General features: G+C 70.5%; 16 protein-coding genes. 5 read left to right on the forward strand and 11 right to left on the reverse strand.

The window, feature by feature from the left end; translation table 11 throughout:
• Positions 1 to 161 precede the first annotated feature (161 nt).
• The gene (locus ACGFIV_RS23775) at positions 162 to 1442 is read right to left on the reverse strand and encodes an MFS transporter (RefSeq protein WP_358545911.1); all 1281 of its coding nucleotides are present in this window, start codon (positions 1440 to 1442) and stop codon (positions 162 to 164) included.
• 44 nt (positions 1443 to 1486) lie between these two features.
• Positions 1487 to 2140, reverse strand: a complete 654-nt coding sequence (gene pdxH, locus ACGFIV_RS23780; RefSeq protein WP_358545908.1) for a pyridoxamine 5'-phosphate oxidase — start codon at positions 2138 to 2140, stop codon at positions 1487 to 1489.
• A gap of 170 nt (positions 2141 to 2310) precedes the next feature.
• Here pdxH and ACGFIV_RS23785 point away from each other — a divergent pair, with 170 nt between their 5' ends.
• Positions 2311 to 3417, forward strand: a complete 1107-nt coding sequence (locus ACGFIV_RS23785; protein ID WP_358545905.1) for a citrate synthase 2 — start codon at positions 2311 to 2313, stop codon at positions 3415 to 3417.
• Between the two features lie 182 nt (positions 3418 to 3599).
• Positions 3600 to 4712 carry a phosphoserine transaminase gene (gene serC / locus ACGFIV_RS23790; RefSeq protein ID WP_358545902.1) on the forward strand — a complete coding sequence of 371 codons (1113 nt, stop codon included), beginning with the start codon at positions 3600 to 3602 and terminating at the stop codon, positions 4710 to 4712.
• Positions 4713 to 4776: 64 nt separating this feature from the next.
• Here serC and ACGFIV_RS23795 read toward each other — a convergent pair whose 3' ends face one another.
• From ACGFIV_RS23795 to ACGFIV_RS23835, 9 genes are all read right to left on the reverse strand, one after another.
• Positions 4777 to 5187, reverse strand: a complete 411-nt coding sequence (locus tag ACGFIV_RS23795) for a BlaI/MecI/CopY family transcriptional regulator (protein WP_358545899.1) — start codon at positions 5185 to 5187, stop codon at positions 4777 to 4779.
• A gap of 111 nt (positions 5188 to 5298) precedes the next feature.
• Entirely contained in the window at positions 5299 to 5940 is a 642-nt protein-coding gene (locus tag ACGFIV_RS23800) for a rhomboid family intramembrane serine protease (RefSeq protein WP_358545896.1), read from the reverse strand.
• 172 nt (positions 5941 to 6112) lie between these two features.
• The gene (locus tag ACGFIV_RS23805) at positions 6113 to 6877 is read right to left on the reverse strand and encodes a crotonase/enoyl-CoA hydratase family protein (RefSeq protein ID WP_392837706.1); all 765 of its coding nucleotides are present in this window, start codon (positions 6875 to 6877) and stop codon (positions 6113 to 6115) included.
• A gap of 21 nt (positions 6878 to 6898) precedes the next feature.
• Positions 6899 to 7672: an SDR family NAD(P)-dependent oxidoreductase gene (locus ACGFIV_RS23810; RefSeq protein ID WP_358545892.1), complete on the reverse strand. Its 774-nt coding sequence runs from the start codon at positions 7670 to 7672 to the stop codon at positions 6899 to 6901.
• 48 nt (positions 7673 to 7720) lie between these two features.
• Positions 7721 to 8062: an STAS domain-containing protein gene (locus tag ACGFIV_RS23815; RefSeq protein WP_358545889.1), complete on the reverse strand. Its 342-nt coding sequence runs from the start codon at positions 8060 to 8062 to the stop codon at positions 7721 to 7723.
• Positions 8063 to 8181: 119 nt separating this feature from the next.
• A complete protein-coding gene (locus ACGFIV_RS23820; RefSeq protein ID WP_392837800.1) occupies positions 8182 to 8928 on the reverse strand; it encodes an energy-coupling factor ABC transporter ATP-binding protein in 747 nt (248 codons plus the stop codon).
• Positions 8929 to 8930: 2 nt separating this feature from the next.
• Positions 8931 to 9695, reverse strand: coding sequence for a cobalt ECF transporter T component CbiQ (gene cbiQ / locus ACGFIV_RS23825; protein WP_392837709.1), 765 nt, complete (start codon positions 9693 to 9695; stop codon positions 8931 to 8933).
• Positions 9695 to 10729: an energy-coupling factor ABC transporter permease gene (locus ACGFIV_RS23830; RefSeq protein WP_392837711.1), complete on the reverse strand. Its 1035-nt coding sequence runs from the start codon at positions 10727 to 10729 to the stop codon at positions 9695 to 9697. The genes cbiQ and ACGFIV_RS23830 overlap by 1 nt, the downstream gene beginning before the upstream one ends.
• A gap of 140 nt (positions 10730 to 10869) precedes the next feature.
• On the reverse strand, positions 10870 to 12672 hold the full coding sequence (locus ACGFIV_RS23835) for a glycosyltransferase family 2 protein (protein ID WP_392837713.1): 1803 nt from the start codon (positions 12670 to 12672) through the stop codon (positions 10870 to 10872).
• Between the two features lie 140 nt (positions 12673 to 12812).
• Between ACGFIV_RS23835 and ACGFIV_RS23840 the strand changes: the two genes are divergently transcribed.
• The 3 genes from ACGFIV_RS23840 (at position 12813) to ACGFIV_RS23850 (ending at position 16815) form a co-directional block, all read left to right on the forward strand.
• On the forward strand, positions 12813 to 13187 hold the full coding sequence (locus tag ACGFIV_RS23840) for an STAS domain-containing protein (RefSeq protein ID WP_358545879.1): 375 nt from the start codon (positions 12813 to 12815) through the stop codon (positions 13185 to 13187).
• A gap of 209 nt (positions 13188 to 13396) precedes the next feature.
• Positions 13397 to 15766 carry a HelD family protein gene (locus tag ACGFIV_RS23845; RefSeq protein ID WP_392837715.1) on the forward strand — a complete coding sequence of 790 codons (2370 nt, stop codon included), beginning with the start codon at positions 13397 to 13399 and terminating at the stop codon, positions 15764 to 15766.
• Positions 15767 to 16002: 236 nt separating this feature from the next.
• Positions 16003 to 16815: a sensor histidine kinase gene (locus ACGFIV_RS23850; protein WP_392837717.1), complete on the forward strand. Its 813-nt coding sequence runs from the start codon at positions 16003 to 16005 to the stop codon at positions 16813 to 16815.
• Positions 16816 to 16955: the final 140 nt, after the last annotated feature.

A 16955-nucleotide genomic window follows, 5' to 3' on the forward strand; every position in this document is an offset into this window, starting at 1 on the left:
TACGGGTTTCGACGTCTGAACAGAGCTTACGCAGACCTACTGACACAACGGCCCGAGACGGCGTATGACCGCGAGCAGCGGAAGGACGTGACTCCTCCGCCAAGGATCTCACTGTTCGCGCTCGCCGTCGCGCCAACGCCCATAACGTGATCTTTGGGGGCTCACCGTCCGAGACGTCCCGCCGCCGCGTCATAGTTCCTGAATGCCGGTACGGCGAGGCCGGCGACCAGCACGATCGCGGCGCACAGCAACCCCCCGCCCGCCCAGGCCGGGACGAGCCCGAAGGCGCTCGCCGTCGTGCCCGCCCGCAGGTCCCCGAGCCGGGGCCCGCCCGCCACGACGACCATGAACACCCCCTGCATGCGCCCGCGCATCTCGTCGGGGGCGTAGGTCTGCAGGATCGTCTGCCGCCAGACGGCCGAGATCAGGTCGATCGCGCCCCCGGCCGCGAGCAGCGTGACGATCAGCCACAGGGGCTGCGCGAAGGCCGCCGCGGCCACGGTGAGCCCCCAGAGGGCGATCACCACGGTCAGCGCCACACCCTGGCGGCGCACCCGGCCGACCCATCCGGACAGCAGCCCCGCCGCGACCGCCCCGATGGCCAGGCTGGCCGAGAGCCAGCCGAAGGCGATGGCGGAGCCCCCGAAGCGCTCGGCGGTCAGCTCCGGGTAGAGAGCCCTCGGCATCGCGAAGGCCATGGCGATGATGTCGACCACGAAGGACATCATCACGATCGGCTGGCCCGCGATGTAGCGGAGCCCGTCGACGACCGACCGCAGGCCAGGCCGGGAGATCTCACCGATGGGGTCGAGGCGCGGCAGCCGGAAGGCGGCGTAGAACCCGGCGCTGAAGAGGATCACGTCGATGAGGTAGGCCATGGCGTACCCGGACCTGGCGAGCACGATGCCCGCCAGCAGCGGCCCGAGGACCGTCCCGACGCTGCTCACCAGGAAGTTCAGCGTGTTGGCCGCGGCGACCCTCTCGGTCGGGACGAGCCTTGGGATGATCGCGCCGCGTACCGGGGAGGTGACCGCGAACCCCGTCGACTGGACGGCGACCACGGCGAGCACCAGATAGACGTTGCGCAGCCCCGACAGGGCGTGGAGCAGCAGGGCGAGGGTGCCCGCCCAGGCCACCAGCGAGCCCATGAGCAGCAGCCTGCGGCGGTCCACCGCGTCGGCGACCGCTCCGCCCCACAGCCCGAAGACCACCAGTGGGATGAGGTTCGCAGGGCCGAGAAGGCCGACCCACAGCGACGACCCGGTGATGTCGTACACCTGGGCGCTGACCGCCACCGAGGTGAGCTGGAAGCCGATGAACGAGACGCCCTGCCCCGTCAGCAGCCGCCGGTACGCCGGTACGCGCAGGGGCCTGGTGTCGACGGCGACCCGCCGCAGCCCTGCCTGGACCCCCGCCATCCCCACCTCGCCGAACCCGTACATCTGGCATGTATCCGGGCACTGTACCGAGGGACCTGAGCGGCGGCTCAGGGGGCCAGGCGTTCGACCACCCACTTCTGCCCGGAACGGCGGTAGCGCAGCCGGTCGTGCATGCGGTCGACCTGCCCCTGCCAGAACTCCACCTCCGAAGGCACGACCCGGAAGCCTCCCCAGAAGTCGGGCATCGGCGGATCCTCCGGCCAGCGATCGGCCAGCTCGCGGTAGCGCTCGTCCAGCCGTTCCCTGGACGGCACCACCGCCGACTGCCGCGAGGCCCAGGCCCCGATGCGCGAGCCGTACGGGCGCGAGTGGTAGTAGTCGGCGGAGTCCTCGCGCGGCAGCCGTACGACACGGCCCTCCACGCGGACCTGGCGGCGGAGCGGGTGCCAGGGGAAGACCAGGGAGGCGCGGGGATTCTCGGCGAGGTCGCGGCCCTTGCGCGACTCGTAGTTGGTGTAGAAGACGAACCCCTCCTGGTCGTATCCCTTGAGCAGGACGGTCCTCGCGGTCGGCCTGCCCCCGGCGGAGGCGGTGGCGAGCACCATGGCGTTCGGCTCAGGAAGCCCGGCGTCCACGGCGTCGGCGAACCAAGAAGTGAACTGGGTCACGGGATCGGCGGCGAGGTCGGCCTCTCTCAAAGGCAGTCCCTCGTATGTACGGCGGAGCCCGGCGAAGGACGGCGGGCTCGATGCGGCATCCACAGAGCGGTATTCTTCCGCGTTCGGCACCACCACCGAAGCGGCACCCCCTACCAGGGACGATCGCGTTTCGGCGGGTCCGGAGGCGGAGCACTCCCGCCAAGGGGGTTGAATATGACCCGCCGGTATCTCGACATCAAGGCTTTGACTTCAAGAAAGGGAGGCGGCCGAGAATGTCCGACTTCAAACCCGGGCTGGAAGGCGTAGTAGCGTTCGAGACCGAGATCGCGGAACCGGACAAAGAAGGGGGCGCCCTTCGCTACCGGGGCGTCGACATCGAAGAGCTGGTCGGGCGGGTCTCGTACGGACACGTCTGGGGCCTGCTGGTCGACAACAAGTTCAAGCCGGGCCTGCCCCCGGCCGAGCCTTACCCCATTCCTGTCCACTCCGGTGACATCCGCGTCGACGTCCAGAGCGCCCTTGCCATGCTGGCCCCGGCGTACGGCTTCCGCCAGCTCCTCGACATCGACGAAGACCAGGCCCGCGACGATCTCGCACGCGCCTCGGTCACCGCGCTGTCGTTCGTCGCCCAGTCCGCCCGCGGGCTCGGTCTGCCCATGGTTCCCCAGTCGCGGGTCGACGAGGCCGCGACGATCGTCGAGCGTTTCATGGTCCGCTGGCGCGGCGAGCCCGACCCCAAGCACGTCAAGGCCATCGACGCCTACTGGACCTCCGCCGCCGAGCACGGCATGAACGCCTCCACGTTCACCGCCCGTGTCATCGCCTCCACCGGCGCGGACGTCGCCGCGGCCCTTTCGGGTGCGGTCGGCGCCATGTCCGGCCCCCTGCACGGCGGGGCCCCGGCCCGCGTGCTGCACATGATCGAAGAGGTCGAGCGCATCGGCAGCGCCGAGACCTACGTCAAGAAGGCCCTCGACAGCGGTGAGCGGCTGATGGGCTTCGGCCACCGCGTCTACCGCGCCGAGGACCCCCGCGCGCGCGTGCTTCGCCGCACCGCCCAGGAGCTGAACGCCCCGCGCTACGAGGTGGCGTGCGCGCTGGAGACCGCCGCGCTGGCCGAGCTGCACGCCCGCAAGCCCGACCGCGTCCTCGCCACGAACGTGGAGTTCTGGGCGGCGATCATGCTCGACTTCGCCGAGGTTCCCCCGCACATGTTCACCTCGATGTTCACCTGCGCCCGCACCGCCGGCTGGGCGGCGCACATCCTGGAGCAGAAGCGCACGGGCAGGCTCGTCCGCCCCAGCGCCGACTACGTCGGTCCTCCGCAGCGCTCGGTCAACGACGTCCCCGGTGCCGACGAGGTCATCGGCAAAGACTGACTGCCCCCCTGCCGGGCCTCCCTTCGTCCCGGTACCCACCCCCTACAGAGGGCCCGCAGCCCCCAGTTGCGGGCCTTTGGCGCGTCTGGGCACCACCTCTGACGTAGGCGGACATGCGCGCGTGTATCTCACGATCCGGACCCGGGGCGTAACCACCGAGACGGCTCACTACCCTTGGTTAGGTGGCTGATATCGAGATTCCCGCTGAACTCAAGCCCGCGGACGGCCGTTTCGGCTGCGGGCCTTCGAAGGTACGCCCCGAGCAGCTCGCCGCCCTGGCAGCCGCCGGCGCGAGCGTGATGGGCACCTCCCACCGCCAAAAGCCGGTGAAGAACCTGGTGCGCCGGGTCCGCGAGGGTCTCGCCGACCTGTTCTCCCTCCCCGAGGGGTACGAGGTCGTGCTGGGCAACGGCGGCACGACCGCGTTCTGGGACATCGCCGCCTTCGGGCTCATCAAGGAGAAGTCCCAGCACCTGAACTTCGGCGAGTTCTCGTCGAAGTTCGCGGCCGTCGCCGCGAAGGCCCCGTGGCTGGGCGAGCCGACCGTGATCAAGTCCGCGGTGGGCAGCCACCCGAACGCGATGCCCGAGGCCGGCGTCGACGTCTACGCGCTGACCCACAACGAGACCTCCACCGGTGTGGCCATGCCGATCAAGCGCGTGGGCGGCGACGACTCGCTCGTGCTGGTCGACGCCACCTCCGGCGCGGGCGGCCTGGCCGTCGAGGCGAGCGAGTTCGACGTCTACTACTTCGCGCCCCAGAAGAGCTTCGCCTCCGACGGCGGCCTGTGGATCGGGCTGTTCTCGCCCCGCGCGCTGGCCCGGGTCGACGAGATCGCCGCCACCGACCGGTTCGTCCCCGAGTTCTTCAGCCTGCCGACGGCGATCGACAACTCGTCCAAGGACCAGACCTACAACACCCCGTCGGTGGCCACGCTGTTCCTGCTGGCCGACCAGCTCGACTGGATGAACGGCAACGGCGGCCTGGCCTGGACCGCCGCGCGCACCGCCGACTCGGCGTCCCGGCTCTACACCTGGGCCGAGAAGACGTCGTACACCTCGCCCTTCGTCGCCGACCCGGCTCAGCGCTCGAACGTCGTCGGCACCATCGACTTCGCCGACGAGGTCGACGCGGCCGAGGTGGCGAAGGTCCTGCGGGCCAACGGCATCGTCGACACCGAGCCCTACCGCAAGCTCGGCCGCAACCAGCTCCGCGTCGCGATGTTCCCTGCCATCGACCCGGCCGACGTCGAGGCCCTGACGGCCTGCGTCGACCACGTGGTCGAACGCCTCTGACGGCCCTCCGCCGTCCCCAGCTCTGACGGCCCTCGGCCGGTCCTCCGCGACCAGGGCCCAGGGTCTAGGACGAGGGCGGCGGAACCCACCCGGGGCCCCCGATATGCCGGTGCTCGCCTGTGCGGCGGGCCAGCTCCTCCAGCAGGCGCAGAGCGTCGTCGAGGTCGACGCTCTGCGCGAAGCACGAGAGCACGGGGGCCCGGTCCGGGCTCTCGGCCAGGGCCTCCAGCATGACCGCTGTGACATGCTGATCGCGCGAGCGTCTCGCGGAGTAGCGGAAGGCGTTGCGCTCGGCCGTGCGGCTCAGCAGGCCCTTCCTGACCAGGCGCTCGGCGACGGTCTGGACCGTGGTGTAGGCGAGCGGCTTCTCCGCCTCCGCGTTGAGCGCCGACTGCAACTCGCGGACGAGCAAAGGCTGGGCGGAATCCCAGAGCACCTCCATGATGGCGCGCTCCAGAGATCCCAGATTGTTCACACCGACATCCTCCCCCAGGGACCCCCGTCACGACTAGTTGACGATCCTCGGCGGAGTGATTTCACGCGATAATGCTCGAATTTCCGATCAATTCGCGCCGCATGGACGAATTCACGCGACCGATACGGGACGCCTTCTGCGGCGCAGCATCCAGGCGGCGAGCACCCCGCCCACCAGCCCGAACAGGTGGCCCTGCCAGGAGATGCCCGGCTGCCCGGGGAGCACCCCCCAGATCAGCGAGTAGTACAGGATGGCCACCCCGATGCCGAGGGCGATGTCGAGCAGATGCCGGTCGAACAGCCCGCGCGTCACGACGTACCCGAAGTAGCCGAACACCAGCCCGCTGGCCCCCACCGTGAGCCCCGGAGGGCTGAGGAACCACACCCCGAGCCCGCTGACGACGATGATGATCAGGCTGGCCACGAAGAACCGCCCAAGGCCCCGCAGAGCAGCGAGGAAGCCCAGGATGGCCAGCGGCACGGTGTTCGCCATCAGGTGCGCGAAGCCCGCGTGCAGGAACGGGGCGATCAGGATGCCGCCGAGCCCGTTCACGTCATGGGAGACGATGCCGTACCGGTCGAGGTCCTGGGGCAGGACGTAGTCGGCGATCTCGACGCCCCATTCCACGGCCACGAGGAGCGAGATGACGATGGCGGCGCCGAGGGCTCCCGTGACCAGGCCGACCACGCGCTGCTTGACCACCTCGCCCGAGGTTCGGCCGGCGGGCGCAACTCCGGTCGCGTAGTCGCTCATCGCTCTCCTCTTGTGGTGCCTTTGGAACGCGCTTTGTCCTCCCTTTACCGTACGCAAACGGTGTTTAACCCGCGATTTCGTGCAAGACACGAATAAGGCGCATGTTGCCCACGATCATGGGCAGCATGCGCCTTCTCCGGGTAACGACAAAATGATCACTTTAGGGCGGGGATCACTCCCCCGCCCAGTTGGGGGCGCGTTTCTCGGCGAACGCCGCCGCACCCTCCATGGCGTCCTTGGAGCCGAACACCGGGTTGATGATCTCTTGCTGTCGCGCGAACATCTCGTCCCGGGACCAGTCCGCCGACTCGACCAGGATGCGCTTGGTCGCCAGGAGCGCCAGCGGAGCGTTGGCGGCGATCTTGGCCGCGATCTCCTTGGCCGTGGCCAGCGCCTCGCCCGCGGGAGTGACGCGGTTCACCAGGCCGAGCTCGTACAGCCGCGACGCCGGGTAGTGGTCACCCGTCAGGGCGATCTCCATGGCGATGTGGTAGGGGATCCTGCGCGGCAGCCGCATCACGCCGCCTGCCCCCGCGATCAGGCCGCGCTTGGGCTCCGGCAGGCCGAACTTCGCCTCCTCTGAGGCGACGACGATGTCGCAGGCGAGCACCAGCTCGAAGCCCCCGGCGAGCGCGTAGCCCTCCACGGCCGCGACGATGGGCTTCTTCGGCGGCCTCTCGGTGAGACCGCCGAAGCCCCGGCCCTCGACGAGCGGGAAGTCGCCGGTCAGGAACCCCTTGAGGTCCATTCCGGCGGAGAACGTGCCTCCGGCCCCGGTGAGGACGTACGCGGAGACGTCCTTGCGCTCCTCCAGCTCGTCCAGGGCCGCCACGACGGCGCGTGCGACGTTGCCGTTGATGGCGTTCCTGGCCTGCGGCCGGTTGATCGTGATGACGGCGATGCCGCCCTCTACCTCGACGAGAACCTCGTCAGACACCCTTACCTCCGGTTGGCCGTCTCACTTGGGCTGGAAGCGGATACCGCCGTCGAAGCGGATGACCTCGCCGTTCATGTAGTCGTTCTCGACCAGGGCGCGCACCAGGTGGCCGAACTCGGACGCCCGGCCCATGCGCTTGGGGAACGGCACCGGCGCCGAGAGCTTGGCCTTGAACGCCTCGGACTCGGGGCCCGACCCGTAGATGGGGGTGTCGATGATGCCCGGCGCGATCGTCAGGACCCGGACGCCGATCGCCGCGAGGTCACGCGCGGCGGGCAGGGTCATGCCGATGATGCCGCCCTTGGAGGCGCTGTAGGCCACCTGGCCGGTCTGGCCCTCGATTCCCGCCACCGAGGCGGTGTTGATGACGACGCCACGGGCGCCGTCGGCGTCGGCGGGCTCGGTCTTCGCCATGGCCGCCGCGCCGATGCGCATGAGGTTGAAGGTGCCGATCAGGTTGACGTCGATCACCTTGCGGTAGCTGGCCAGGTCGTGCGGCGAGCCGTCCCGGCCCACCGTACGGGAGGCCCAGCCGATGCCCGCGCTGTTGACGACGGCGCGGAGCGGCTTGCCCGTCGCGACGGCGGCGTCCACGGCCGCCTGGACCGAGGCCTCGTCGGAGACGTCGGTCTGCGCGAAGACGCCGCCGAGTTCGTCGGCGAGGGCCTTGCCGCGCTCGGCGTTGAGATCGGCGATGACGACGGTGGCGCCCGCACCCGCCAGTTCGCGTGCGGTGGCCTCACCGAGACCGCTGGCACCGCCTGAGATGATTGCTGCTGCTCCGTTCAGGTCCATATCCCGGACCTTAACGCGGCAACCGAATGAAGTTCTACGAGGGGTGGCTCAAATCTCACCCGAAATGGCGGCGTCGACGTCGGGATAGACCTTGATGCGCCGGTCGAGCCCGGTCGTACGGAGGATGCGCGCCACCGGAGCCTGCGGAGCGGCCAGGCAGACCCCGCCGCCCTCGCCCGTCGCGAGGCGCCACGCCTCGATGAGGACGGACAGGCCGCTGGAATCCATGAACGACAGCGCGCCGAGGTCGAGCACCAGCCGGTTGCTGTCCTGCTTGATCGCGTCACGCACCTCGTCGCGCAGGAACGGCGCCGTGAACAGATCAAGCTCACCCTCGACAGCCACGACGACGGCGTCTCCGAACGCGCGCCGCGCCAGCCGCAGCTTCATGTGGAACCTCCTCGCGGGCCCACTTTACTTCGCAATCACAGTGACAGAAGGCACGTGACCATAAGATCGGCCGCTCACCGGGACCGCCGGTACGGCCGCACCGGCGCGGCCCCGGCGCGTCAGAGCGGCCGTTCGGCGACCGCGAAGCCGTACGGGAGCTCCAGGCGGTGGGCCGCGAGCAGAGCGGGATCGGCGAGGATCTCGCGGGTCGGGCCGTCGGCCGCGATCACGCCTCCGGAGAGGATGAGTGAACGCTCGCACAGCTCCAGGGCGTACGGCAGGTCGTGGGTGACCATCAGCACCGTGACGTCCAGCGAGCGCAGGACCTCGGCCAGCTCACGCCGCGAGGCCGGGTCGAGGTTGGACGACGGCTCGTCCAGCACCAGGATCTCCGGCCGCATGGCGAGCACCGTGGCCACGGCGACCCTGCGGCGCTGGCCGAACGACAGGTGGTGCGGCGGCCGGTCGATCACGTCGGGCAGCCCCACCTGGTCGAGCGCGTCCCTGACCCGGCGGTCCAGCTCGGGGCCGCGCTCGCCGAGGTTCGCGGGGCCGAACGCGACGTCCTCGCGCACCGTGGGCATGAACAGCTGGTCGTCGGGATCCTGGAACACCAGGCCGACCCGGCGGCGGATCTCGCCCAGGGTGTCCTTGCGCACGGGCAGGCCGGCGACCTCCACCGAGCCGTGCCCGGCGGACAGGATGCCGTTGAGGTGCATGACCAGCGTGGTCTTGCCCGCGCCGTTGGGCCCGAGGAGCGCGACCCGCTCGCCGCGCCCGATGGTGAGGTCGACCCCGAACAGCGCCTGCGTGCCGTCGGGGTAGGCGTAGGCCAGCTCGCTGACGCGCAGAGAGGGCGGGGGCAGGGTCACGTGATGCTCCAGGAGAGTACGGCCGTCGCCAGCGCCGCGGCCGGCAGGAGTGCGGCGGTGGCCCAGCTTGCCACCGATGCGCCCCCCTCGTGTATCACCGGCATCGAACCGGTGTATCCCCTGCTCAGCATCGCCAGGTGTACCCGCTCGCCCCGCTCGTACGACCGGATGAACAGCGCGCCCGCCGACTTGGCCAGCACCGGCAGGTGCCGCACGTCGCGCGCCGCGAAGCCCCGCGACTCGCGGGCGACCCGCATCCTGCGCATCTCGTCGAGGATGACGTCCATGTAGCGGAGCATGAACATCGCGATCTGCACCAGCAGCGGGGGCAGCCGGAGCCGCTGCGCGCCCAGGAGCATCATGCGCGGCTCGGTGGTGGCCGCCAGCAGGATGCTCGCCACGACGCCGAGGGTGGCCTTCGCGAGGATGTTCCACGCGGCCCACAGCCCCTCGGCGCTGAGCGACAGCCCGAGCACCTCGACACGCGCGCCCAGCCCGATGATCGGCAGCGCGACGGCGAACACGACGAACGGCACCTCGATGACCATGCGCCGCAGCACGAACGCCGCCGGGACCCGGGCGACCGCCGCCACGGCCGCCAGCAGCAGGACATACACCCCGAAGGCCCAGAAGGCGTCTCGCGGCGTGGCGACGACGACCACGGCGAAGCCCGCCACGGCCGGCAGCTTGCACTCCGGCGGCAGCCGGTGGACGAGGCTGTCCCCCGGCCGGTAGAGCTGGTGGTGGTGTCCCGCACCCACTATGCGCGCGCCCGCTCGATCTCACGGGCCCTGCGGCGCACGGAGTAGAAGATCGCGCCACCGGCCAGCACGGTGATGCCGACGCCCGCGACGCCCGCGATGCCGACCGCCAGCCGCTCGCTGCCGACCCCCTTGACGCCGTAGTCGGCGAGGGGCGAGTCGCCGAGCGGGTGGTGCCGCTCGTTCGCGTTGAGGCCCTTGTCACCGGCGACCTTCTCCAGGCCGTCGGGGCTGCTCGACGCGTAGAAGGACACCACGCCCGCGAGGAGCACGGCGACCAGCGCGCCTCCGACGAGGAGCGGGCGGGCGCTCCTGGCGGGAACCGGAGCCGGGGCGGTGGTGACCTCGGTGCTCCCGCCCCCCGCCGTACGCAGGACGAGCGGGGCCGTGAGACCGCGCGCGCCGTACACGAGGTCGGGCCGCACGGCCAGCACGCTGCTCACGGTCAGCGCCGTGATCACACCCTCGCCCAGCCCGATCAGGACGTGCACGCCGCCCATGGCCGTCGCGACGGACGACACGTCGATCGGGGCGGTGCCGCCGATCCAGAACAGCACGGTGAAGGCCAGCGCCGCGACCGGGACCGAGACGGCGGCCCCGGCGAAGGCGGCGACCGGGATCGCGGCGCGGCCGCGTGGCGCGGCCCGCACGATCAGGCGGAACACCGCCCAGCCCACGACGGCCGTCACGATCGCCATCAGGGTGATGTTGACGCCGAGCGCGGTGAGGCCGCCGTCGGCGAAGAAGAACCCCTGGACGAGCAGCACCACGGCCACGCACAGGACGGCGGTGTACGGCCCGACCAGGACCGCGGCCAGCGTGCCCCCCAGCAGGTGCCCGCTGGTGCCGGCCGCGACGGGGAAGTTGAGCATCTGGACGGCGAAGATGAAGGCCGCCACGAGGCCCGCCATGGGGGCCGTACGGTCGTCGAGCTCGCGGCGCGCGCGGCGCAGGCAGACGCCGATCCCCGCCGCCGCGAACGCGCCCGCGGCGATGGACACCGACGCGTTGAAGAATCCGTCTGGTACGTGCACCACAAGCCTCCGGAGCGATCGAGCTGCGCCAACTCTAGGCCATGGGGTAGTAGTTGCAAATAGGTGGCATTAACGAACGAGGCGTGAACAACGAGGCCAGGTGGCGCTCTCCATGTGTACGGACGGCCACCGGCAGATCGTCATCGGCCGATGCGGATGGACTGGCGCACCACCGCTTTCGGGCCCCTGGCGAGGACCGTGACGACGAGCTTGCGCCTGACCTTGGAGGCCCTGGCCATCGCCGACCAGCGCCGCCGCCCGCGCCACCACGCCACGCCCGGCCCGAGCTCGGCCTCGCCCACCTGGACGGGATAGCGCACGGGCGGTCCGCCGAGGTTGAGCTCCAGGTTGGCCTCCCAGATGCCAGGAACGTCCAGCGTGGCCGTCGCGGTGAACAGCGCGTCGTCCACGGGCGAGGCGGGGGCACGGCGCTCGTTCCCCGAGGACCGCTCGCGCCAGACCACCTGGCGCACGCACCGCGCCGCCGGGCACTCGCTCGCGACGGTGACCGTGCCCTCTATCGTCAGCACGCCCTTGCCGGCCCACGCGGCGCGCGTCAGCAGCGCGGACCCGGGAATCGTGACGACATGGCCACCGACGTCCACGCTGAGGTTGCCCTGCGGGCGGGTGAAGTACGGGGCCGCGACGGCCGCCGTGAGGCGCGGGCCGGGACGGCCGACCTCGGGCTCGCGCTCGGCGCCGAACCTCGCCACCCGGCGCACCCCCTCGCACGCGACCACGACGTACATGTCCCAGACGCCGGGCGGCAGCCGTGACACCTCGACGCTCCCGGCGAAGACGTCGGCCACGGAGGTCACCGGGATGCGGCGCTCGGTGCCCGTGGAGCGTTCCCTCAGGAGCAGGCCGACGGTGACGCCGTTCCACGAGTCGGTGAGGACCGCGCGGCCGGACACCTCAAGCCGGTCGCCGGCCCACCCGAGCCCGGTGAGACGGTGGCGCACCGCGGCGGTCTCGACCCGCGCGAGCCGTACGAGCCGGTCGACGTCGCCGAGCGAGGCGGCCCTGAGCCGGTCGATGGGACGTAAGCGCTCCAGCACCCCGTCGGTCAGCCAGACCGCGCACAGCTCGGCCGCCTCGCGGACGATGGCCTGCCGGACCTCGGCGTCCGCCGACAGGAACGGGGCGCCGAGTTGACCGAGGATGTCGAAGCGGAAATGCCTGCGCAGGAGGTGATCGCGCAGGGGACCCGCGGGGATGTGCCGGGTCATGAGCTCGATGGGCGTGCGGATCATGCGCAGCCACGCGAGGGGGTCGCGGCTGCCCGGCTCCTGCATGATGCTGCTGCCGTCGGGGCGGGACACCAGGTGGTAGCAGTCGTGGTCGGCGACCACGGAGATCGTCTCGGCGTGGCAGTACGCGTGGACGGAGAACACGATGTCCTCACCGACCCTGAGCGACTCGTCGAACCGGATGCGGTGGCGGGTGAGCAGCTCGCGGCGGAAGAGCTTGAAGCAGGTGAGCGTGTTGTAGACGGTGGTCTCGCCGAGCGGGGCGCGTTCGCGGTTCTCGCGGAACATGGAGGTGGGAACCTCGCGGCCGTGCCCGACCATCTTCCCGAGCACGATGTCGGAGCCGTTGCGGTCGGCCATCGCGAGCATGCGTTGCAGCGCCTCGGGGCCGAGGTGGTCGTCGGCATCACAGAAGAAGACATATCGACCTGTGGCCTGGGCGATCGCGCGGTTCCTCGGCGGGCCGGCGCTGCCGGAGGCGGGCTGGTAAGACACCCGTATTTCCGGAAATTTCGCCGCATAGTCGGCGAGAAGATCCCGGCTGCCGTCGGTGGAGCCGTCATCGACGATGACGATCTCCTTGCTGACGCGCTGCTCCAGCAGCGAGGTGAGGCACCTGTCGAGATAGGGACGGCAGTTGTGGACGGGCACCACGATGCTCACGTCGACGCGCCGATTACTTTCCGTCTTCATTGCGATTCATTATGTAACCGCCGACCCGCGCCACGAAGCCCAAATCAACGCCTTCACGACGGCCGCCCTACCTGCTTATTTGGCTATGTGGGCTTATTGCCTTTTTGTCAGGGTAACGAGTGCGCAACGGAGGTGACGGCATGGCTTACCTGGCAGGTGAGACAGGACTGGGCATTCGTCTGAGGCACGAGGAAGCGTGCACGATCGTCGAGATCTCCGGCGAGCTCGACATGCACGCGGTCCCTCTGCTCCGCGCCGAGCTCGACGGAGTGGTCGGGGCCAGACGCCCGCCGTGCCTGGTGCTCGACCTCACCCGGACCACGTTCTGCGACTCTCTCGGCCTCGGTCTACTGGTCCGTACGTACAACACGGTCCGCGAGATGGGCGGGAGGCTGGCACTGGTGGTGGTTCCCGGGATGATCTCCAGGCTCCTCACGATCACCAATCTCGACCACCACTTCGAGACCCACCCGACCGCGGAGGAATCGGTGGCGGCGGTCCTGCAGACGACCTGATCCGGAAGCGGCGTTTCAGGGATTGCCGCTTCAGGGGTTGATCGTTTCGAGGTTGATCGTTTCAGGGGGGTGATCGCGACTACGCGTGGTCTGTCACGGCCCGTACCGATCGGTAAGCGTGAGCGGGCGGCGAAAGCTGGTACGCTCAACTGTTCGGTACAACTTAATCATGGCCGTGCAGCACTGCCCGTTAGGAGTATACCACACCGATGGAGCATCGTGCATCCGAAACCGCCCGCGCGGAAGCCCTGCGCGCCGAGCAAGCATACGTCTCGATGCTGTACGACCGTCTCGACACCGTACGCGAGCGCGCCGCGACGTCACTGAGCGAGGAGCACGGGCGCGGCGCGCCGGGCGGCACGCACCAGGCCCGCTTCGAGCGCGACGTGGCCTCCCACGAGCACGCGCGGCGCGTCGCGCAGCTCTCGGGGGTGGAACGCGGACTGTGCTTCGGCCGGATCGACGACACCGACGGGGACACTTACTACATAGGCCGCGTCGGCCTGCGCGACGCGGGCAACGAGCTGGTCCTCATCGACTGGCGCGCGCCGGCGGCCCGCGCGTTCTACACCGCGACGCCCAGCGACCCCGAGTCGCTGGTGCGCCGCCGCCACCTGCACACCCGCGGCCGTACGGTCGTGGACCTCGACGACGAGGTGTTCGACCTCGGGCGGATGAGCGAGCCCGACCGCCGCACGCTGGTCGGCGAGGCCGCGCTGATGTCCTCGCTGCGACGCGGCCGTACGGGCCGGATGGGCGACGTGGTGGCCACGATCCAGACCGAGCAGGACCAGGTCATCCGTTCCGGCCTGCCAGGGGCGCTCGTCGTCCAGGGAGGGCCGGGCACGGGCAAGACCGTCGCCGCCCTGCACCGGGCGGCGTACCTGCTCTACGCGCACCGCGAGACGCTCCAGCGGCGGGGCGTGCTGGTCGTCGGCCCGAACACCATGTTCCTGCGGTACATCGGCCACGTGCTGCCGTCCCTCGGCGAGACCGACGTCGTGCTGACCACCGTGGGCGAGCTGTTCCCGGGCGTACGGGCCACCTCGGCCGACGGGCCCGAGACGGCGACGGTCAAGGGCGACCCGCGGATGGCAGAAGTGATCAAGGGGGCCGTACGGGACCGCCAGCGGGTGCCCGACGGCGACCTGGAGGTCATGATCGCCGTCAGGACCTCGCGCAGGAACGGGGTCGAGGTCGTGGTCGAGCGGATGGCCCTGCACATGGACCACGCCACCTGCGTACGTGCCCGCGACCGGGCGCGGGCGGTGCGCAACCCGCACAATGTGGCGCGCAAGCTGTTCATCGACACGGCGCTGACGGCGCTCGCGCTCGACGAGGCGCGTCAGCTCGACCGGGAGCTCGACGAGGACGACCTGCGCCACGCGCGGGCGGGGCTGTGGCGCACGGCCTCCGTACGTCAGGCGCTGGACGACCTGTGGCCGCTGCTCACGCCGGAACGGCTGGTGTCGGAGCTGCTCGCCGACCCCGAAGCCCTGCGCTCGGCCGCCTCCATCCCCTCCCCCGGTGACGGCCCCGGCTCCACCGGGGACGGCGTCGGCGGGGAGCCGCGCGTGGTGCTGCGGCCGGAGGAGCTGGAGGCGCTGGTGCGCCCGGTGGACGCGGCGTGGACGACGGAGGACGTACCCCTGCTCGACGAGGCCGCCGAGCTCCTGGGCGAGGATAACTCGGCCGCCAAGGCGGCGGAGCGGGCCGCCCGCCGGGTGCGCCGCGCCGAGGAGGTCTACGCGCGCGGCGTTCTGGAGATCACCGGAGCAGGCGAGATGGAGATGTTCGACGCCCGCGCCCTCGCCGAGCGGCACTACTCGGACGACCCCGACCTGACGACCGCCGAGAGGGCCGCGCGAGACCGTACGTGGGTGTACGGGCACGTCATCGTGGACGAGGCGCAGGAGCTGTCGGCGATGGCCTGGCGTATGGTCATGCGCCGCATCCCCACGCGCTCACTGACCGTGGTGGGGGACGTGGCCCAGACGGGGTCGGCGGCGGGCGCGCGGTCGTGGGCCCAGATGCTCGACCCCTACGTGAAGGGCCGCTGGCGGGAGGCACGGCTCCTGGTCAACTACCGGACCCCGGCCGAGATCATGGAGGTCGCCGCCGACGTGCTCAAGGCGGTGGCGCCGGACCAGGAGCTCCCGATCTCGGTACGTGACGGGGAGTCCCCGCCCCGTGCCCTGCGCGTGCCCCGTCCCGGGCTTCCCACGGCGCTCCCCGAGCTGGTCGCGTCCGAGCTGGCCGAGATCGGGGAGGGCCGGCTGGCGGTCCTGACCCCTGACGACCGGCACCGGGAGATCGCCGGCCTGCTGCCGGACGCGGCGTCCGCGCTGACGGCGAACGCTCTGGACTCGCCTTCTGTGGTCCTGACGGTCACCCAGTCGAAGGGCCTGGAGTTCGACTCCGTGGTGGTCGTGGCCCCGGACGAGATCCTGGCCCAGTCGCCCAAGGGCGGCCAGGACCTGTATGTGGCGATCACCCGTGCCACCAGGCGGCTGACGGTGGTCCACGAGGGCGACCTTCCCCCGATGCTCGGCGGACTGTACGGCCTGCCGCCCGCCTGACCAGCGGGGAGCGGCTGGACACGACTCGAACCCGCGCCGGCCGCTCCCCGGCCCTTCTCAGTTCGGGTCCGTGATGTAACGCTGACCCCTCCATTCCGCCCCCCGCCGCAAAGGCCCGGTCACCGGCTGCCGAAATCTGTCACGCGTTTGGTTCGGTTTGCTCTGGCCTTGGGTGCCGAGGGGAGAATGGAGCCCCTGCTTCAGCCAGAGTGGGTTGAAGGCAGGAGATGCAACAAATGACCGACTTGCGCGAATGCATAGACGAACTGGACAAGCTGGAAGACAGCGTGACCAGCATGCGGGCCAAGCTCAACCAGGAAATCCGCAGGCAGCGGCGATTCGCGGCCGACGCCTCCCATGAGCTGCGCACCCCCCTAGCCGGGCTCCGCGTACAACTTGAGGAGGCACGGCGGAATCCCGACGACACCGACCTCGACAGCCTCCTTGCGCAGGCGCTCAGCAGTGTGGACCGGCTGCAGGCGATCGTCAGCGACCTCTTCGTCCTGGCCCAACTGGAGGCGTGCACGCTGACCACCGACCGGGAACCGGTCGACCTCACCAAGCTGGTCCAGGAGCAGGTCTACAAGCGGGTGGACCGGCACGAGGTCGAACTGCGGCTGGAGCCGGGGGTCGTCGTCGACGCGGCTCCCATCAAGATCACCCGGATGATCGCCGAGCTGCTCGACAACGCCCAGCGGCACGCCCGCCTCAAGGTGCGGATCGAGCTGGGCAGCAACGCGGACACCGCCACGCTCACCGTCGCCGACGACGGGCGCGGGGTCGCCGATGAAGACCGGCAACGGATCTTCGACCGGTTCATCCGGCTGGACGAGGCCCGTTCCCGCGACCGCGGCGGCACCGGCCTCGGCCTCACGATCGCCCGCGACATCATCAGCGCCCATACCGGCACGATCGAGGTGGGGGACTCCGCGCTCGGCGGTGCCCGCTTCGTCGTCCGTCTCCCCCTGGCCGAACGTTCCACCCACCCCGATCCCCTTTCACCATCCTGCGACGGCGACCCTGACGCGGTTGGTGGAGGCGAGAGCTGACTGGCTGATCGGTCGCTTCCGTTCGCGTCGGGGTCCAGGCCGGGCCGGACGTCTGCTGGATGTATGCGGGCGTGACTGGGCGGAGGTGGTGAGCACGACGCGACGGCCCCGTTCGGTGGGGGCCGTCCAGGCGTGTTCGA

Origin of the sequence: Sphaerisporangium sp. NPDC049003 (assembly GCF_043197795.1) — a bacterium.
Lineage (GTDB): Bacteria > Actinomycetota > Actinomycetes > Streptosporangiales > Streptosporangiaceae > Sphaerisporangium.